Raw genomic sequence first — 14,292 nt, 5'->3', positions numbered from 1 at the left:
GCGCCGGGTGCCGGGGCCGGTCCTGCGGAGGAGGTCACGGGCGGCTCCAGGTCCGGCACACGGGCTCGTGCCAGGTCGTGCGGATGACCGTGCCGCCCTGCGAGATGCGCTCGCTCGACCAGGTCCGGCAGCACCGACCGCCGCTGCCCGGCCCGGCGTTCGGGGGTCGCTCGGCACGCCCCTGAGCGGAGCGGACGGGCGCGGTGCGGGCCGCCGCGGTGTGGACCGCCGCGGTGTGGGCCGGCACGGTGCGGACCGCAGTGGCAGGGGTGGGGGCGGAGGGCGCGGCAGGACGGCGGCGACGAGGGCGGCGGCGGGGGTTCGTGGATGTCGTCATGCCGCAGGCTCTGCCCGCCCGGGAGGTCCCACGAACCCGACATTCACTCGAACGGAGTAACACGCGGCGGATCGACGGCGCCCGTCCGCGCCATGTGCCCACAGGGGGCGACGATCTGTAGTTCCGTCAGTTTAGCGGCCCGAACACCGGCTCGACGCAGCGGTCGTACTCCGTCCAGCAGTCCTGGCTGCACCGCAGCCACTGGTCGTAGTTGTCCGCCAGGGGTTCGCAGTCGTGCGGTCCGCCGTCCTGCGCGCCGGTTCCGTGCGGCGCCGGACGGTGGTCCCGCCCCTGCTCGACGCCTGGGACGCGCACCTCTCCCTGGGCGGACACGGCAGTGCGCCTCGCCCGCGGCGGGCGGTGCGCCCAACGGCTCCGACGGTGCGGACGCCGACGCGAGTCGGGGCACGCGATCGGACGTTCGACCCGTTCCGCCGTCCCGGCGACACTCCGGGGGCGATCCGTGCGGCGGTCGCGGGCCGGTCGTGGCGGCGCCGGTACGGTGACCGGATGAACCCGCCGATCATCGACTCGAAGCCGGTCCTCCGGCACACCGACCTGCTCGCCGCCGGCCTGCGCGAGGCGGCAGCGACCCGGATCACCGAGCTGCGCCGGGCCCTCGGCCCGGTGCCGGCCGGGTCGGCCGATCGGCACCGCTGGGAACTGCTCCTCGACGACGACCGTCGGCGCCTCCTCGCCGAGCACGACGACCTGGTCCGCCTCCGGGACGCCGCCGGCCGGGCCTGGTCCGAGGACCGGTTGGCCGACCTGGTGGCCCTCGCCCGCCGCTACCGCCGGGACCTGCGGCTCGGCGACGACCTCGTCGACGCGGCCCGCCGGATCGCCGCCTTCACCGACGCCCACCCCGACTGGGGCCGCGGGATCCGCCTCCCCGCCTCCCGGTAGTGGCGGCAGCCGGCCGCTCCACGGTCCCGTCCCGTGGGTCGGCCACCTGCGTTCCGCGTCACGCCGGTTGATCTCCGCGTCCGACGATCCGGCGGGCAGCCCGCCGGTCGGGGTCCGGTGTCGGCGCCGCCTGCCCGGTGCGTGCGGGTCAGAGCCTGCGCAGCACGGTGACGACCTTGCCGAGGATGGTGGCGCGGTCGGCGGGGATCGGCTCGAAGCCGGAGTTGTGGGGCATCAGCCAGCTGCGGTTGCCTTCGCGGCGGAGCCGTTTGACGGTGGCTTCGCCGTCGATCATGGCGGCGACGATGTCACCGGGGTCCGCGGTGGGCTGGCTGCGGACGACGGCCCAGTCGCCGTCACAGATCGCGGCGCCCGTCATGCTGTGGCCGACGACCCGCAGCATGAACACGTCGCCGGTGCCGGTGAGCCTGCGCGGGAGGGTGAAGACGTCCTCGGTGTCCTGTTCGGCGAGGACGGGCCGACCCGCGGAGATCCGGCCGACGACGGGGACGTCGACCAGGCCGGTGGCCTCGCTCTCACGGGTCGGCGGTTCGTATCCGGCCTTGCCGCGCACCCGGTAGGCACGGGGGATGTGCGGGTCGCGCAGGAGCAGGCCCTTGCGTTCCAGCGCACCGAGTTGGTGGGCGACGGAGGACGTGGAGCTCAGGCCGACGGCCTGGCCTATCTCCCGCATGCTCGGCGGGTAGCCCCGCTCGGCCACGGCGGTGGCGACGTAGTCGAGGATGGCCCGCTGCCGGTCGGTCAGCCGGTCCGGATGACGTCCCGGCGGATTCGCAAGGCTCATGCCGGACCCCTTCCGTCGATCCCGAGTCGGACTCTAATCGCATCGTCGGGTCTTAGGAACCACGAGCCGGTCCGACGCGAGCCTCGGCCGCCCGGCGCGGCTTCGGCTACGGCTACGGCTACGGCTACGCCCGAGGGGCCGGCATCCCCGGTGCCGGATCAGCCGCCGTTCGGGGCCGGACCGGCTCCGCGGGCGCGTCGACCTCACGCCCGCCCCGAGGCGATATCGAATCCGCCAACCTCATGTAAGAAATGTTCCATGATCTGTGCGGTTTTGCGCACCGCTTGTTACGGTGGCGTGAGCAGCAGGGCGCCGCCACGGGGCGCCGCGCTCGACCTCGACCGGCCCGCCACCGGCCCGCCACCGCCCGGTCGGCGGGCGGACCGGCTCCGTACGGCGCGCCGGACCCAGACCGCCGCGTTCCCCGCTCTGCCGCAGGTCCGCGACCGGTCATGACGGCTGACGCCGGCCGGCCGGGGCGGTCGTCCCGTCAGGCGGGCGTCCCGTCCGGCGGGGTGTCGTCGAGGCTTCGCGTCAGGACGGGGCGAGGACGCAGAACTCGTGACCCTCCGGGTCGGCCAGGCACGTCCACGGGACCTCGCCCTGACCGAGGTCGAGGTCGGTGGCGCCGAGGGCCCGCAGCCGCGCCACCTCCGCCGCCACGTCGTCGCCGGGGTACGGCAGCAGGTCGAGATGGACGCGGTCCGGCACGGTCTTCACGTCGGGCGTGCGGAGGAACTCGAGGTACGGGCCGGTGCCCTTCGCGGAACGCAGCACCGCCTGATCGTCGGTCACCTCGTGCAGGGTCCAGTCCACCGCCCCGTCCCAGAACCGGGCCATGGCCCGCGGATCCGTGCAGTCGACGACCACCGCGGCGATCGGCCCGGTGTCCCGGTAGACCTCGCGGGGCTCCAGCACGCAGAACTCGTTGCCCTCGGGGTCGGCGAGGACCGTCCACGGCACGTCGCCCTGGCCCACGTCGGCGGGCGTGGCGCCGAGGGCCCGGAGCCGCGCGACCAGCTCCGCCTGGTGGGCCCGGGAGGTGGTGGCGAGGTCGAGGTGCACCCGGTTCTTGGTCGCCGTCCCGGCCTCCGGGACGGGAACGACGTCGACGCCGAGGAAGACCGGGTCCGGCCAGACGAGGCCGCCGGCGGGTCCGACGTAGGTGGTCGCACCGGGGTGGTAGGCACTCCAGCCGAGCGCCTCCGCCCAGAACCGGCCGACCGCTCGCCCGTCGAGGGCCTTGATGTTCACCATCACGGGTCGCAGTGCCATGCGGCCGATCCTATGCGCCCGCACCGCGACCGCCCCGGCACACGCACGCGCGCGCACGTGCGGTGCGGGCCCCTGAGGTGCCGTCACCCCGGGCTCAGTGGGCGGCGTCGCGGCGGGAGACCTCGAAGGCCGTCCGGGCGCGCGGGAGGAGCGGGCCGGGGCAGCGGCGGACCCGGCCCTGCGGGCCGAGCGGGTTGCGTCGGCCGGGACGGTGGCTGCCCCGGCGGGCGGCGGGTACGACGATCGGTCGGCTCGGCCTCACGGCTTCCTCCAGGTGGTTCGCGGTCGGAAGTAGTGGGCGGCTACCCGCCGTTCGGACGGTGAAGCACCGCCCCCGCCGCACCCGCGCCGCTCGTTTCCCGGTTGCCCCGGCGGGCAGACGCAGGGTCTGGCACCGCGACCCGCCGGGCCGCCACCGGGACCCCCGACCCGCGTCGGTTGCGAGTCGCCCGGACGGGCCGCGGCGGCCGGACCGGCGCTGCCGGACCGGCCGAGGAGTCCCCGCCCGTCCCGGCGGGTGGCCGCCGAACGAGGTGGTCCCATGCCCGTCGCCCGGGCCGCGCGGAGCCGGAACTGCGACCGCGGAGGAGACATGAGCACCACCACGCCCGACCGGTCCCCCGCCGAGGACCGCACGGGCCACGGCGTACCGGAGGGCGTCCGCAGCGCCTTGCAGGACCTGTGGGAGGGCGAGCGCATGCTCGCCGCCGAACTCACCGCGCTGGCCGGCCGCACCGCCGACCACGGGGTCGCCGCGGCGGCCGAACGACTGGCCGCGGTGTCCTGCGGGCACGCGGCGTGGATCCTCGGCCTGCTCCCGGCCCGGTCGCGCACCGCACCCACCCGGGCGGTCCGCGAGCGCCGCACGGCCCGGGGCCCCGCGGACGGCCCGACGCTGCTCGCCGACCTGCGGCGGGTGCACGCCCTGGCCGGTGACAACGCACTGCTCTGGGACGCCCTGTGCTGCGCGGCCCCCGCCGCCGGCGACCGCACCCTGCTGGACCTGGCCGCACTCTGTCGCCCCCGCACGGCCGAGCAGCTGCGCTGGAGCCGCAGCACCGCACGCGCCCTGGCGTCGCAGGCGCTGACCGGCCGCGACGTCCCCTGGCGGCGCAGGGAGGCCGTGCTGTTCGCCGTCGACCGCGCCGAGGATCCCGGCGGCTGGCTGCTGGCGGACGCGACCGCGGACGACGCGTGAGCGGACGGGCCGGACAGCACGCTTCCGCGGGCCGGCCCGTATCGGCCGGCCCGCGGGGGTGGAGCGGGGCGGGCGGTCAGTCCTCGCCGAGCACGGCGTAGAGCTCGGCCTCGCGCCGCCACGGCACGTCGCCGTCCGGCTCCGGTGCATGCGCCTCGCTCCGGCCGCCTGCCGTGCCCCCGCGCCGTTCGTCGGCGGAACGGCGGCCCGGACGGACGGACGGGGCCTGGCGGTTCCTCAGGGTGTCGCGCTGCTGCGACTCTGTCATCACCGAACTCCTCGGTCGTGGTCCCCCTGTCTCGTGGTCACCGGGCGCCTACCCGGGCCCCGCCGGAAGAACCGCGGCATCGGCCGACGGTCCGTCAGGAACGCCCTCTCCCGCTTGCTGCCTGCGGTTTGCCGGAATTCCTGCGGGGCACACGCGGACCGGTCAGGAAGGAGCGACCATGAACCGCGAGAGCCGGCCACTGCACGACATGGGCGGGGCCGTCGGCCCGGCGGACACCGCCGGCCACGAGGAGGACCGCGAGCGGACGGACGGTCCCGAGCGGGAGCCCGCACCGATCGGCAAGGGCGGCACCCCGAACGTCGCCGGCAGCGACGAGCAGCAGCCCGAGATCGCCGAAGGTCCCGTTCCCGGCGTCCGGCCCGACGAGGACGAGCGCCGCGGCCGGCGGTCGCCGGTGGAGATCGACGCCCCGGGGCCGCCCGGGGAACGGCCCGCCGAGGATCCGCCGCCGGTCGGCGACACCCCCGCCGCGGACCCGGAGCGGATCCACGGGCACGATCCGGGCGCCGAGCCCGAGGACGAGGGCATCCCCGACCTGGCGGACGGCTCGCCCGGCGCCCGGCTGGCCGAGGATCCGCAGCGGATGCCGGTGCCCGGTGAGGCGCCGGTGGCCGCCGAGTCCTTCGGTGTGACGGGGGCCGAGCAGGCCGAGGGCCGGTCGCTGGACGAGCGCCTCGCGGCGGAGGAACCCGAGGCCGACTCCGTCAACGGCCCGCCCGACCCGGAGGCCGGGCAGCTGACCCTGGACGACGAACGCCGCGACACCATCGGGACGGCAGACGGCGAGACGGTCGGCCTCGGGCCGGAGGAGCACGCCGTCCGGCTGCGCCGGGTGGAGCAGGTCGACCTGCCGCCCGACGGCGAACCGCCCGGGGAGTGAGCACGGCACCCGGCGGCCTCGCCCGGTCGGAACGCACCGACGGGCGGGGCCGCCCGGCACGGTCCGTCCGCGCGTGCTGATCCGCGTCAGCGGGTACCGCGCAAACCGGCACCACGCAAACCGGCACCGCCCCGCCGCCGTGCCGACCGCCGAGGGGAGACCGGTCGGTACGGAGGTCCGGCGGGGCGGTGCCGGGTCCACCTGCGAAGGTGCGATGCGTCTGCCCCGGGCGGTGCCCGGCAAACCGGTGAGGGCGGCAAACCCGAGAGGCTGCTCCGCCTGCCGCTTCAGTTCCGCCAGCGCAGCACGGCACCGACGCCGCCGACCGGCCCCTCGGCACCGTCCGGCACCGTGACCGCCTCGGCGCGCGAGGCGATCGCGCAGCGCAGCAGCGCGTCGCCGGCCTGCGCGCGCTCGGGACGGCGGACGCCCATGCTGCGGACCTCGCCGCGGTCCATGCCGATGTGCTCGGGTTCGGGTCCGATCCAGACCTCGCGGCCGGCGTCCGGACCGTCGCCGCGGAGCAGCAGGGTGGCGAGCTGGTGTTGCTGGGCGGCGGCCGCGACGGCGGGGACGCCCTCGGCGGCGGCTCCCGGCGCGAGTTCGGTGCCGGTGCCGTCCGTCCGGTGTTCGCCGGGGCGGCCGGTGCCGTTGCGGAACCGTTCGAGGATCTCGTCCGCGTGCTGCCGGCAGAAGTCCTGCCACGCCTCGTCGAGCCGCCGTTCGAAGGTGTCGGTGTGGATGCCGTCGGCGCGGCCGCCGCCGTCGATCTCGACGGTGCGCGGTTGCAGGTCCTGGGGCAGCCGCTCGTGGACGGCGCGCCGCTCGCGGGCGTCGCCGGTGAGGACGACGAGGTCCGCGCCGCAGTCGGAGCGGGCTTCGGCGAGCCGGTCGGCGATCGCGTCGGCGGACCGGTCCCAGGCGTCCTGGGCACGGTGCCGGTAGTGCCATTCGTAGCGGTCCGCGGGCGGAGCGCGGTGGCCCCTGCCCTGCCAGGTCGTGCCGTCGACGGTGCCGAGCGGCTCGGGCCTGCCGAGGCGGCGGCGCTCCAGGTCGGCGCCGGTGCGGTCGACCGCGGCGACCAGGCAGTCGGCGGTCGCGGCCTCCAGGCGGCCCAGCAGCGGGGCCAGGCGCGGCAGCGGCCCCCAGGCGGCCTCCACGCCCGGGGGTGCGGTGGTCAGGGGTACGTCGAGCACGACCTCGCCTCCTGCGGCGAACAGGGCCCGGCCGGGCGGGGAGCCGGAGACGGGCTCGTCCGCGAGGTGTTCCGCGACCGCCCGGCAGGTGTGGGGGTCGGCGCCCAGCTCGGCGAGCTCGCGCACCGCGGTCCGCTGCAGCAGCACCTGCCGCTGCCGGGCGTCCTCGGTGGTGCGGGAGGTGTCGAGGCAGACCGTGGCCCAGGGGCCGGGCCTGCCGATCAGCGGTTCGAGGAAGCCGAGGTCCATGGAGTTCTCCGTGTGTCGGTGCGGGCCGGTGACGGCGGCCGTGCGGGCCGGTGGCGGTGCCGACCGGGTGTCGGTGCCGACCGGGTGTCGGTGCCGGCCGGTGGCGTCGCGGCGGATCGGTGGCGTGGTGCGCTCCCCGCGGGAGGGTCGGTGCTGCTTCCCTGCCGGGCGGCTGCCCGGCGGGGCGGGCGGAAAACGGGCGCGGTTCCCGGGATCGCCCGCGGCGGCGGGCCGCCTCAGTGCGGAAGGCGGAGCGTGGTGCGGGGGGCGGCCCGGTACACCTCCCGGTAGAAGGCGGCGAACCGGCCGAGGTGGGCGAAGCCCCAGCGGGCGGCGATCTCGGTGACGGTGGCGGTCACCGGGTCGGCGGCGAGCAGGTCGCGGTGGGCCGCGTCCAGACGCACCCTGCGCAGGTGGGTGAGGGGCGTGGTGTCCAGGTGGCGCCGGAAGGCGTACTGCAGGGCGCGCGGTGTGACGAAGGCGGCTGCGGCGATGTCGGCGAGGACGATGTCGTCGGCGGCGTGGGACTCCATGAAGGCGACGGCGCGGCGCACCGGGTCGGGGGCGGCGGTCGCCCCGGGCGCGGACAGCGGCGCGGTGTCCGGGTCGGCGGCGTCGGGGAGGACGGTGAGCGCCACCTGCACCAGGACCCGGGCGGTGCGGCCCGGCGGGATCGGGGTGGGGCCCTGCGTCTGCCGCAGGCACGCGGCGGCGCAGCGCAGGACGGCGTCCCACAGGTCGGCCGCCACCGTGTCGAGGACGTAGGCGCCCACCCGCATCTCGCGCGGCGGAGCGTCGGCGGGCGGCCCGGCGGGCCCGGGCGGGGCCCCGTGGGCGGGACCGGCGGGCTGCCGGGGTGCCACCTCGTCCGGTGGCTGCGGCCGGGCGGGCTGGACCACCGGCGGTGGCGGACGGCCCTGGGGGATCGACGCGGAGCGAGTGGCAACGGCCATCACGGACCACCTCCTCGACGGCGGCAGGGGGCGGCCGGCCGGTACCGGGAGGATCGGCGCCGCACCCTCTCCCTTCGAGGCTGCGCCCCTGGGCGGAGCCGAAACGCGCTCAGCCCCACCAATGGCCGACCGGACCCGCGGCAGGCTCGCTCCCGGTGTCGGCCGGGCGTCGATCGGCCTCGGCACGGGCGTGGGCCTCGGCCTCGGCACGGGCGTGGGCCTCGGCCTCGGCACGGGCGTGGGCCTCGGCGAGGACGTCGAGCACCGCGGCGGCCACTGAGGCCGCCGCGGTCACCGCACGGTGGGCGGCGGGCAGGTCGCCGGACTCCCAGGACTCCACCGCGCCGGCCGCGAGCTCCCGCAGCTCGGTCAGCTTCGCCAGGGCGGTCTGCGGCAGGACACCGGTGTCGGTCGGGGCATGGGTCATCCGCCCATCATCGGCGCGGCACCGGGCGGCGGCCGTTCACGACACGCGCCCGCCCCGCTCGGCGACCGGACGGCCGATGGGCCCGATTGCCCCGTTAGAACCCGGAGCGGCCGGGCAGACGCGTCGCGGACCTGTTGGACGAGAAGACTGGAGGCCCGGCATGAGCATGGTGCAAGAGTCCGTCGAGGTCGAGGTTCCGCTGCACACCGCGTACAACCAGTGGACGCAGTTCGCGGACTTCCCGCGCTTCATGGAGGGCGTGGAGGAGGTCACCCAGATCGACGAGCGGCACAACCACTGGAAGACCAAGGTCGCCGGGGTGAGCCGCGAGTTCGACACCGAGATCGTCGACCAGCTGCCCGACGAGAAGATCGCCTGGCGCACCGTGGGCGGGGACGTCCAGCAGATGGGTGTGGTGACGTTCCGGCGTCTCGACAACGACCACACGATGGTGCGGCTGGCTTTGGACTTCGAACCGGACGGCGTCGCCGAGAAGGCCGCCGACATGATGGGGATGGTCGACCGCCGCGTCAAGGGCGACCTGCGGCGGTTCAAGGCGTTCATCGAGGACCAGGGCCTGGAGTCCGGCGGCTGGCGCGGCCGGATCTCCCCCGGCAGTTCCTGACCCGGCAGCTCCGGCCCGGGCAGCTCCGGCCCGGGGCCGGACGACCCGGGTACGCACGGACGGGCCGTCGCGGAACACCGCGGCGGCCCGTCCGTGCGGGGCGCCACGCGTGAGCGGGGGGCCGCGGGGTAGGCGCGCGGTCAGGCACCACGGCACCAGCGAGCCCGAGGAGGAGTCATGCCGGCCGGTTCGAGCAAGAAGCGGGAACGCCAGTACGAGCACATCAAGGACAGCGCACTGGACCGCGGCGAGAGCGAGGAGCGGGCGAAGGAGATCGCCGCCCGGACGGTCAACAAGGAACGTGCCCGGCACGGCGAGTCGAAGACCGCCAGCCGCAGCTCCGTCCAGGACATGTCATCCTCCCGGCGCGGCGGACAGCGCTCGCACTCCGGTGCCCAGGGTCCCACCTACGACCAGCTCTACAACGAGGCCAAGCAGCGCAACATCCACGGCCGGTCGAAGATGAACAAGAAGGAGCTCGCCGACGCGCTCGGCCGCTGAGCGCCCCGCGGTCCCCGGAGGACGGCCGGTGCCCCGACGGCGCCACCGCCCCTCCGGGGGCCGCTCCACCTCCCGCAGGCCCCCGGTCCCGGCACCCGGGCGGGCGGTACGTCCGGAGGACCCCTGATGAACACCTCTGCCGAGAAGGCACCCTGCAGCACGGCACCCGCACCGCCCGGGCCGGCCCCGGATCCGGACGCGGGGCTGGACGCGGCCCTGACCGAGGCCGTCCGGCGGACGGGCGCGTCCGCGGGTGCGGTCTACCTCCTCGACCGGGAGCCGGTGCTGGTGATGGCGGTCGCCTTCGGGCTGCCGTCGGGGCTCGCCGCGGCCTGGCGGCGCGTCCCGCTGTCCGCGCCGCTGCCGGTCTGCGACGCCGTCCAGGAGGAGCGGTTCGTGTGGGTCGGCTCGCAGCAGGACCTGGCCCGGGCGTACCCCCGGCTCGCCGCCACCCTGCCCCACCCGCTGGCGCTCGCGGCGGCCCCGCTGGCCGGGGCCCGCAAGGTCTGGGGTGCGCTGCTGCTGCTCTTCCCCGCCGACCACCCGCAGCGCGCCACCGTCCGCGAACGCGGCCACATCACCACGCTGGGCCGCCGGATCGCCCGGCTGCTCGACGACGCGGAACGGCCGCCGCGCCTGCCCGACGTGCCGCGCACGGCCCCCGACCTGTCCACCGGTCAGGGGCCGGGCCGGGCGGAGCCGGCCGCCGCGGACTTCGCCGAGCGGCTGCCCGGGGCGAGCCTCGCCCTCGACCTGGAGGGGCGGATCGCGTACGCCAGCGCGGGCTCCGCCGAGGTGCTCGGCCGCACCCCGGAGCAACTGCTCGGCACGCTGCCCTGGCTGGCCCTGCCGTGGCTCGACGACCCGGCCGTCGAGGACCGCTACCGGACGGCCGTGATCAGCCGGGAGCCCGCCGCGTTCACCGCACTGCGGCCGCCCGACACCTGGCTGGAATTCCGGCTCTACCCCGACCACAGCGGCATCAGCGTCCGCGTCACCCGCGCGGCCGCCGACCCCGGCGCGGACGGCGTGCACGACCCGGCGGACGGGCACCGGCCGGACGGCGAACACCAGGGCGGCCGCCTCTACCAGCTGATGCACCTCGCCGCAGCCCTGACCGAGGCCGTCGGGGTGCGCGACGTCGTGGAGATGGTCGCCGACCAGGTCCTGCCCGCCTTCGGCGCGGACGGGCTCGTGCTGTCCGCCGCCGACGCGGGCCGGTTGAAGATCATCGGCCACTGCGGGTACTCCTCGGCGAGCATCGCCCGGCTGGACGGCCTGCCGCTCGACACCCGGCTCACCCCGGCCGGCCATGTGCTGGCCAGCGGCGCCCCGGCGTTCTTCGCCGACGCGAGCCAGATGGCCGACGAGTACCCGGGCGCTCCGCGGATGAGCGGCAAGCGGGCCTGGGCGGTGCTGCCGCTGATCGTCTCCGGGCGGCCCGTCGGCGTCTGCATCCTGTCCTACGACCGCCCCCGGGCGTTCGACTCCGGCGAGCGCGCCGTCCTCACCTCGCTCGCCGGCCTGCTGGCCCAGGCGGTGGACCGCGCCCGGCTGTACGACGCCAAGCACGACCTCGCGGACGACCTCCAGCACGCCCTGCTCCCCCGCTCCCTCCCCCGCGTCGCCGGCATCACGGTGGCCTCCCGCTACCTGCCCGCCACCCGCGGCCTCGACGTCGGCGGCGACTTCTACGACTTCATCCGGCTCGACGAGCGCACCGCGGCCGCCGTCATCGGCGACGTGCAGGGCCACAACACCACGGCCGCCGCGCTGATGGGGCAGGTCCGCACCGCCGTGCACGCCCACGCGACGGCCGGAGCCGCGCCGGACGAGGTGCTCGCCCGCACCAACCGGCTGCTCGCGGACCTCGACTCCGACCTGCTGGTCTCCTGCCTCTACGCCCAGCTCGACCTCACCGGGCGGCAGGCCACCGTCGCCTCCGCCGGCCATCCGCCGCCGCTGCTGCGCCGCCCGAACGGGCGCGGCCACGTGCTGACCGTGGAGGCCGGGCCGCTGCTCGGCGCCGCCGCGTCGGCCCGCTACCCGCTCACCGCCCTGCCGCTCCTGGAGGGCACCCTGCTGGCCCTCTACACCGACGGACTGGTGGAGGTCCCCGGCACGGACGCCTCCCGGACCACGGCCGAGCTGGCCGGTCTGCTCGGCGTGAGCGGAGCCGGACCACTCGACCGGCTCATCGACGAGCTGGTCCGGCACAGCTGGCCCGCCGGCCGGCACACCGACGACATCGCGCTCCTCGTCCTGGACATCGCGCCGGGTGGCGCGGCACGATACGGAACCGGCCGCCCGAGCGACGGCGACCCGCCGGCGGGAACACCGCGCGGGCGTGCCCCGTCCGGTGCAGGGTAGGTGGCTGTGGCTCACGGTGCCCGCCGCCCGGGCGGGCACCCGAACGGTCCGTACCCGGGAGGTCCCCCGCCGTGGCAGCAGCGTCCGCCGTCCAGGAGTCCGTCCAGGAGTCCGTGCCGGAGCCGGTCCAGGACTTCATCGCCGTCAGAACACCCGAGGAGATCGACCGCGCGGCGTGCGCGGCCGGTGCCGACGGAGGACCCGAGGCCGACGGCGCCGCCGCGGCCTACCGGTGGGTGCTCGACCCCGGCACGCCGGCCCCGATCAGCGGCGCCGTGCACGAGCTCCTCACGGACGGCGAACTCGCCGTCGAGGAGCGGGCGGCGATCGTGGCGGCCCGGGACTGCGCACGGCCCGGCGAGGAGCGGCGCCGCGCCCGCGGTGTGGCGGACGCGCTCGGCTGGGTGCTCGGATTCGCCCCGCTCGACGAGTGACCGGGAAGCGTCGGAGGGCGTCGGTCAGGTGCCGCCCCGCGGGCCGGGCAGGGAGTCCTCGGTGCGGACGGCGACGGAACGGATGCCCGTGAGGCCCGCGAGCTCGGCGGTCAGGGCCCGGATGTCCGCACGGCCCTCCAGCGTCAGGCAGAGCCGCATCAGCGTGTCGGGCTCCGTGCCGGGCGGGCACGGTGCCCGCTCCTGCTCCGTCTCGGTGTCGATGATCCGGAAGCCGGACGCCGCGCACGCCTCCAGCACCCGGGGCAGCAGGGCGTGGCCGATCTCGTAGACCAGGGCGACGCTGACCGGGGCGTCCATGAGCGCGGGCGCCAGCCGCCGCAGCAGGGCGGGGAAGCCGCGGATGATCAGGAAGTAGCCGGCCGTGCAGAACACGGCGACGACGCCCAGCCCGGCGGCGCAGGCCATGCCGACGGCGCACGTGAGCCAGATCGTCGCCGCGGTGGTCAGCCCGCGCACGGCGTCGCGCCGTACGAAGATCAGGCCGCCGCCGATGAAGCCGATGCCCGAGACGACCTGCGCGGCCACCCGGGACGGGTCGCCCGCGCCGAAGCCGTAGCGCGAGACGCTGACGAAGAGAGCGCTGCCCAGGCCGACCAGGGCGTGGGTGCGCAGACCCGCGCTCTTCTGCCCCGCCTCCCGCTCCAGGCCGATCAGGCTGGACAGGACGAGCGCGGCCGCCAGGTCGGCCAGCGCCACCCAGCCCTGACCGCCCGTCGACTGCCACAACGCCTCGGTCCGCTGCACGGTGCTCGCCTCTTCCGTCGTCGCCGCGGCCAGGAGCCGCGGCGTCTCACGGCGCGCCTACCCGGGCCGCGGCGAACCACCCGCGGGCGCCCCGGTCAGGGCGCCGGCAGCACCGCCCACACGGTCTTGCCGCTCGGGACGGGCGTGACGCCCCAGTCCACCGCGAGCCGTTCGACGATGTGCAGGCCGTGGCCGTGCGGCTGCTGCGGGCGGTAGGGGCGGACGACCGGCGGACGGGTGCTCGCGTCGGTCACCGCGACGGTGAGGGTGTCGTGGTCGAGGTCGAGGTCGAGGCTGAGCGGGCCCGGGGTGTGGCAGTACGCGTTGGTGAGCAGCTCGCAGGCCACCAGCAGGACGTCCTCGGCCCGTTCCCCGGAGGACGGCACGGGCGACGGCCCCTGCGCCAGTGCTCGGCGCACGTAGGCCATGCCGAACTGGGGCCCGGGACCGTCGGTGGACCCGAGCGGCAGATGCCAGTGGCGCGATGTCCGGTTCACCCTCGTCTCCTGCGTCCGTTGCTCCCCTGGGAGCGTGTAACCGGTTCCCCGCCCGCCGTAACCCCCGGAGGCCGGGTGGCGGCCCCGGCCGGCCGGGTCTTCGTTCTGCGGTCCGCGCCGCCGGGGACGCTTCGTTCCGCGGGGGATGGGCAGGCTCCCCGGGAGCCACTGTCGCGGGAAGCCCCGTCGGGGAGTCCGTGGCGGAGGGAGCAGCACCATGGATGCGGAGCTCCGTGTCACCCCCCTTCCGGCGCCGGCCGGTGAACGAAGGCTGGCCGTCGCCGGCCAGGCCGACATGGACACGGTGCACGTGCTGGAGGAGGCCCTGGGGAGGGCGCTGGGCGTTCCTCCCCGGCCGACGGCCGTGGTGGTGGACTGCTCGGCGCTCGCCTTCTGCACCTCGGCCGGACTGAACGCGCTGCTGCGCGCCCGGCTGGCGGCCACGGCCGCCGGCGTCATCCTCCGGCTGGCCGCGCCTTCTCCCCAGCTGGTCCGCCTGCTCGGGCTGACCGAGGCCGACACCGTCTTCGACATCGACCCGGCCGACGAGCCGCCGCTGCGGGAGAGCCTCTGACCCGGGGGGCC

The 14,292-nt window shown here is 76.4% G+C and carries 18 protein-coding genes; 8 read left to right on the top strand and 10 right to left on the bottom strand.

Features of this window, described 5'->3' with window-relative positions; all coding sequences use genetic code 11:
- Nucleotides 1–463: 463 nt before the first annotated feature.
- Nucleotides 464–670 carry a hypothetical protein gene (locus tag AB0O09_RS20220; RefSeq protein ID WP_363543090.1) on the bottom strand — a complete coding sequence of 69 codons (207 nt, stop codon included), beginning with the start codon at nt 668–670 and terminating at the stop codon, nt 464–466.
- A gap of 177 nt (nt 671–847) precedes the next feature.
- Between AB0O09_RS20220 and AB0O09_RS20215 the strand changes: the two genes are divergently transcribed.
- A complete protein-coding gene (locus AB0O09_RS20215; RefSeq protein WP_363543088.1) occupies nt 848–1,243 on the top strand; it encodes a hypothetical protein in 396 nt (131 codons plus the stop codon).
- 148 nt (nt 1,244–1,391) lie between these two features.
- On the opposite strand, the gene lexA is transcribed toward AB0O09_RS20215, so the two are convergent.
- The 3 genes from lexA to AB0O09_RS20200 all read right to left on the bottom strand — a co-directional run bounded on the left by lexA (nt 1,392) and on the right by AB0O09_RS20200 (nt 3,585).
- Nucleotides 1,392–2,048 carry a transcriptional repressor LexA gene (lexA, locus tag AB0O09_RS20210; RefSeq protein ID WP_363543086.1) on the bottom strand — a complete coding sequence of 219 codons (657 nt, stop codon included), beginning with the start codon at nt 2,046–2,048 and terminating at the stop codon, nt 1,392–1,394.
- A gap of 534 nt (nt 2,049–2,582) precedes the next feature.
- Nucleotides 2,583–3,323, bottom strand: coding sequence for a VOC family protein (locus AB0O09_RS20205; RefSeq protein WP_363543085.1), 741 nt, complete (start codon nt 3,321–3,323; stop codon nt 2,583–2,585).
- Nucleotides 3,324–3,417: 94 nt separating this feature from the next.
- Nucleotides 3,418–3,585 (bottom strand): hypothetical protein, encoded by a 168-nt coding sequence (locus AB0O09_RS20200; protein WP_363543083.1) that lies wholly within the window; start codon nt 3,583–3,585, stop codon nt 3,418–3,420.
- A 330-nt stretch (nt 3,586–3,915) separates the two neighbouring features.
- Between AB0O09_RS20200 and AB0O09_RS20195 the strand changes: the two genes are divergently transcribed.
- Entirely contained in the window at nt 3,916–4,521 is a 606-nt protein-coding gene (locus tag AB0O09_RS20195) for a hypothetical protein (RefSeq protein ID WP_363543081.1), read from the top strand.
- 76 nt (nt 4,522–4,597) lie between these two features.
- Here AB0O09_RS20195 and AB0O09_RS20190 read toward each other — a convergent pair whose 3' ends face one another.
- Entirely contained in the window at nt 4,598–4,789 is a 192-nt protein-coding gene (locus tag AB0O09_RS20190; protein ID WP_363543079.1) for a hypothetical protein, read from the bottom strand.
- Between the two features lie 178 nt (nt 4,790–4,967).
- Here AB0O09_RS20190 and AB0O09_RS20185 point away from each other — a divergent pair, with 178 nt between their 5' ends.
- The gene (locus AB0O09_RS20185) at nt 4,968–5,690 is read left to right on the top strand and encodes a hypothetical protein (protein WP_363543078.1); all 723 of its coding nucleotides are present in this window, start codon (nt 4,968–4,970) and stop codon (nt 5,688–5,690) included.
- Between the two features lie 287 nt (nt 5,691–5,977).
- Here the strand turns inward: AB0O09_RS20185 and AB0O09_RS20180 are convergent, their stop codons facing one another.
- The 3 genes from AB0O09_RS20180 to AB0O09_RS20170 form a co-directional block, all read right to left on the bottom strand.
- The gene (locus AB0O09_RS20180) at nt 5,978–7,135 is read right to left on the bottom strand and encodes a hypothetical protein (protein WP_363543076.1); all 1,158 of its coding nucleotides are present in this window, start codon (nt 7,133–7,135) and stop codon (nt 5,978–5,980) included.
- 236 nt (nt 7,136–7,371) lie between these two features.
- Nucleotides 7,372–8,088, bottom strand: coding sequence for a helix-turn-helix domain-containing protein (locus tag AB0O09_RS20175; RefSeq protein WP_363543074.1), 717 nt, complete (start codon nt 8,086–8,088; stop codon nt 7,372–7,374).
- Between the two features lie 109 nt (nt 8,089–8,197).
- Entirely contained in the window at nt 8,198–8,515 is a 318-nt protein-coding gene (locus AB0O09_RS20170; protein WP_363543073.1) for a hypothetical protein, read from the bottom strand.
- A gap of 160 nt (nt 8,516–8,675) precedes the next feature.
- Between AB0O09_RS20170 and AB0O09_RS20165 the strand changes: the two genes are divergently transcribed.
- From AB0O09_RS20165 to AB0O09_RS20150, 4 genes are all read left to right on the top strand, one after another.
- Nucleotides 8,676–9,140, top strand: coding sequence for an SRPBCC family protein (locus tag AB0O09_RS20165; RefSeq protein ID WP_363543072.1), 465 nt, complete (start codon nt 8,676–8,678; stop codon nt 9,138–9,140).
- Nucleotides 9,141–9,317: 177 nt separating this feature from the next.
- Nucleotides 9,318–9,641 carry a plasmid stabilization protein gene (locus AB0O09_RS20160; RefSeq protein WP_363543071.1) on the top strand — a complete coding sequence of 108 codons (324 nt, stop codon included), beginning with the start codon at nt 9,318–9,320 and terminating at the stop codon, nt 9,639–9,641.
- Nucleotides 9,642–9,767: 126 nt separating this feature from the next.
- On the top strand, nt 9,768–12,011 hold the full coding sequence (locus AB0O09_RS20155) for a SpoIIE family protein phosphatase (RefSeq protein WP_363543069.1): 2,244 nt from the start codon (nt 9,768–9,770) through the stop codon (nt 12,009–12,011).
- A 71-nt stretch (nt 12,012–12,082) separates the two neighbouring features.
- Nucleotides 12,083–12,445, top strand: a complete 363-nt coding sequence (locus AB0O09_RS20150; RefSeq protein ID WP_363543067.1) for a hypothetical protein — start codon at nt 12,083–12,085, stop codon at nt 12,443–12,445.
- Nucleotides 12,446–12,469: 24 nt separating this feature from the next.
- Here AB0O09_RS20150 and AB0O09_RS20145 read toward each other — a convergent pair whose 3' ends face one another.
- A complete protein-coding gene (locus AB0O09_RS20145) occupies nt 12,470–13,210 on the bottom strand; it encodes an MgtC/SapB family protein (RefSeq protein ID WP_363543065.1) in 741 nt (246 codons plus the stop codon).
- 95 nt (nt 13,211–13,305) lie between these two features.
- Entirely contained in the window at nt 13,306–13,707 is a 402-nt protein-coding gene (locus AB0O09_RS20140) for an ATP-binding protein (protein ID WP_363543063.1), read from the bottom strand.
- Nucleotides 13,708–13,924: 217 nt separating this feature from the next.
- Here AB0O09_RS20140 and AB0O09_RS20135 point away from each other — a divergent pair, with 217 nt between their 5' ends.
- The gene (locus AB0O09_RS20135; protein WP_363543061.1) at nt 13,925–14,281 is read left to right on the top strand and encodes an STAS domain-containing protein; all 357 of its coding nucleotides are present in this window, start codon (nt 13,925–13,927) and stop codon (nt 14,279–14,281) included.
- Nucleotides 14,282–14,292 lie beyond the last annotated feature (11 nt).

It is taken from the genome of Kitasatospora sp. NPDC093679 (assembly GCF_040683455.1).
Lineage (GTDB): Bacteria > Actinomycetota > Actinomycetes > Streptomycetales > Streptomycetaceae > Kitasatospora > Kitasatospora arboriphila.
Note: the sequence above shows the minus strand (reverse complement) of the source record. Positions and strands in the feature narration are given on the sequence as shown.

Excerpts from the sequence above, each read along its gene's own strand:
- AB0O09_RS20195 (WP_363543081.1), top strand. The coding sequence starts at position 3,916 with ATGAGCACCACCACGCCCGACCGGTCCCCCGCCGAGGACCGCACGGGC.
- AB0O09_RS20155 (WP_363543069.1), top strand. The coding sequence starts at position 9,768 with ATGAACACCTCTGCCGAGAAGGCACCCTGCAGCACGGCACCCGCACCG.
- AB0O09_RS20185 (WP_363543078.1), top strand. The coding sequence starts at position 4,968 with ATGAACCGCGAGAGCCGGCCACTGCACGACATGGGCGGGGCCGTCGGC.
- AB0O09_RS20165 (WP_363543072.1), top strand. The coding sequence starts at position 8,676 with ATGAGCATGGTGCAAGAGTCCGTCGAGGTCGAGGTTCCGCTGCACACC.
- AB0O09_RS20215 (WP_363543088.1), top strand. The coding sequence starts at position 848 with ATGAACCCGCCGATCATCGACTCGAAGCCGGTCCTCCGGCACACCGAC.
- AB0O09_RS20190 (WP_363543079.1), bottom strand. The coding sequence starts at position 4,789 with ATGACAGAGTCGCAGCAGCGCGACACCCTGAGGAACCGCCAGGCCCCG.
- AB0O09_RS20175 (WP_363543074.1), bottom strand. The coding sequence starts at position 8,088 with ATGGCCGTTGCCACTCGCTCCGCGTCGATCCCCCAGGGCCGTCCGCCA.
- AB0O09_RS20135 (WP_363543061.1), top strand. The coding sequence starts at position 13,925 with ATGGATGCGGAGCTCCGTGTCACCCCCCTTCCGGCGCCGGCCGGTGAA.
- AB0O09_RS20205 (WP_363543085.1), bottom strand. The coding sequence starts at position 3,323 with ATGGCACTGCGACCCGTGATGGTGAACATCAAGGCCCTCGACGGGCGA.
- lexA (WP_363543086.1), bottom strand. The coding sequence starts at position 2,048 with ATGAGCCTTGCGAATCCGCCGGGACGTCATCCGGACCGGCTGACCGAC.
- AB0O09_RS20180 (WP_363543076.1), bottom strand. The coding sequence starts at position 7,135 with ATGGACCTCGGCTTCCTCGAACCGCTGATCGGCAGGCCCGGCCCCTGG.
- AB0O09_RS20160 (WP_363543071.1), top strand. The coding sequence starts at position 9,318 with ATGCCGGCCGGTTCGAGCAAGAAGCGGGAACGCCAGTACGAGCACATC.
- AB0O09_RS20170 (WP_363543073.1), bottom strand. The coding sequence starts at position 8,515 with ATGACCCATGCCCCGACCGACACCGGTGTCCTGCCGCAGACCGCCCTG.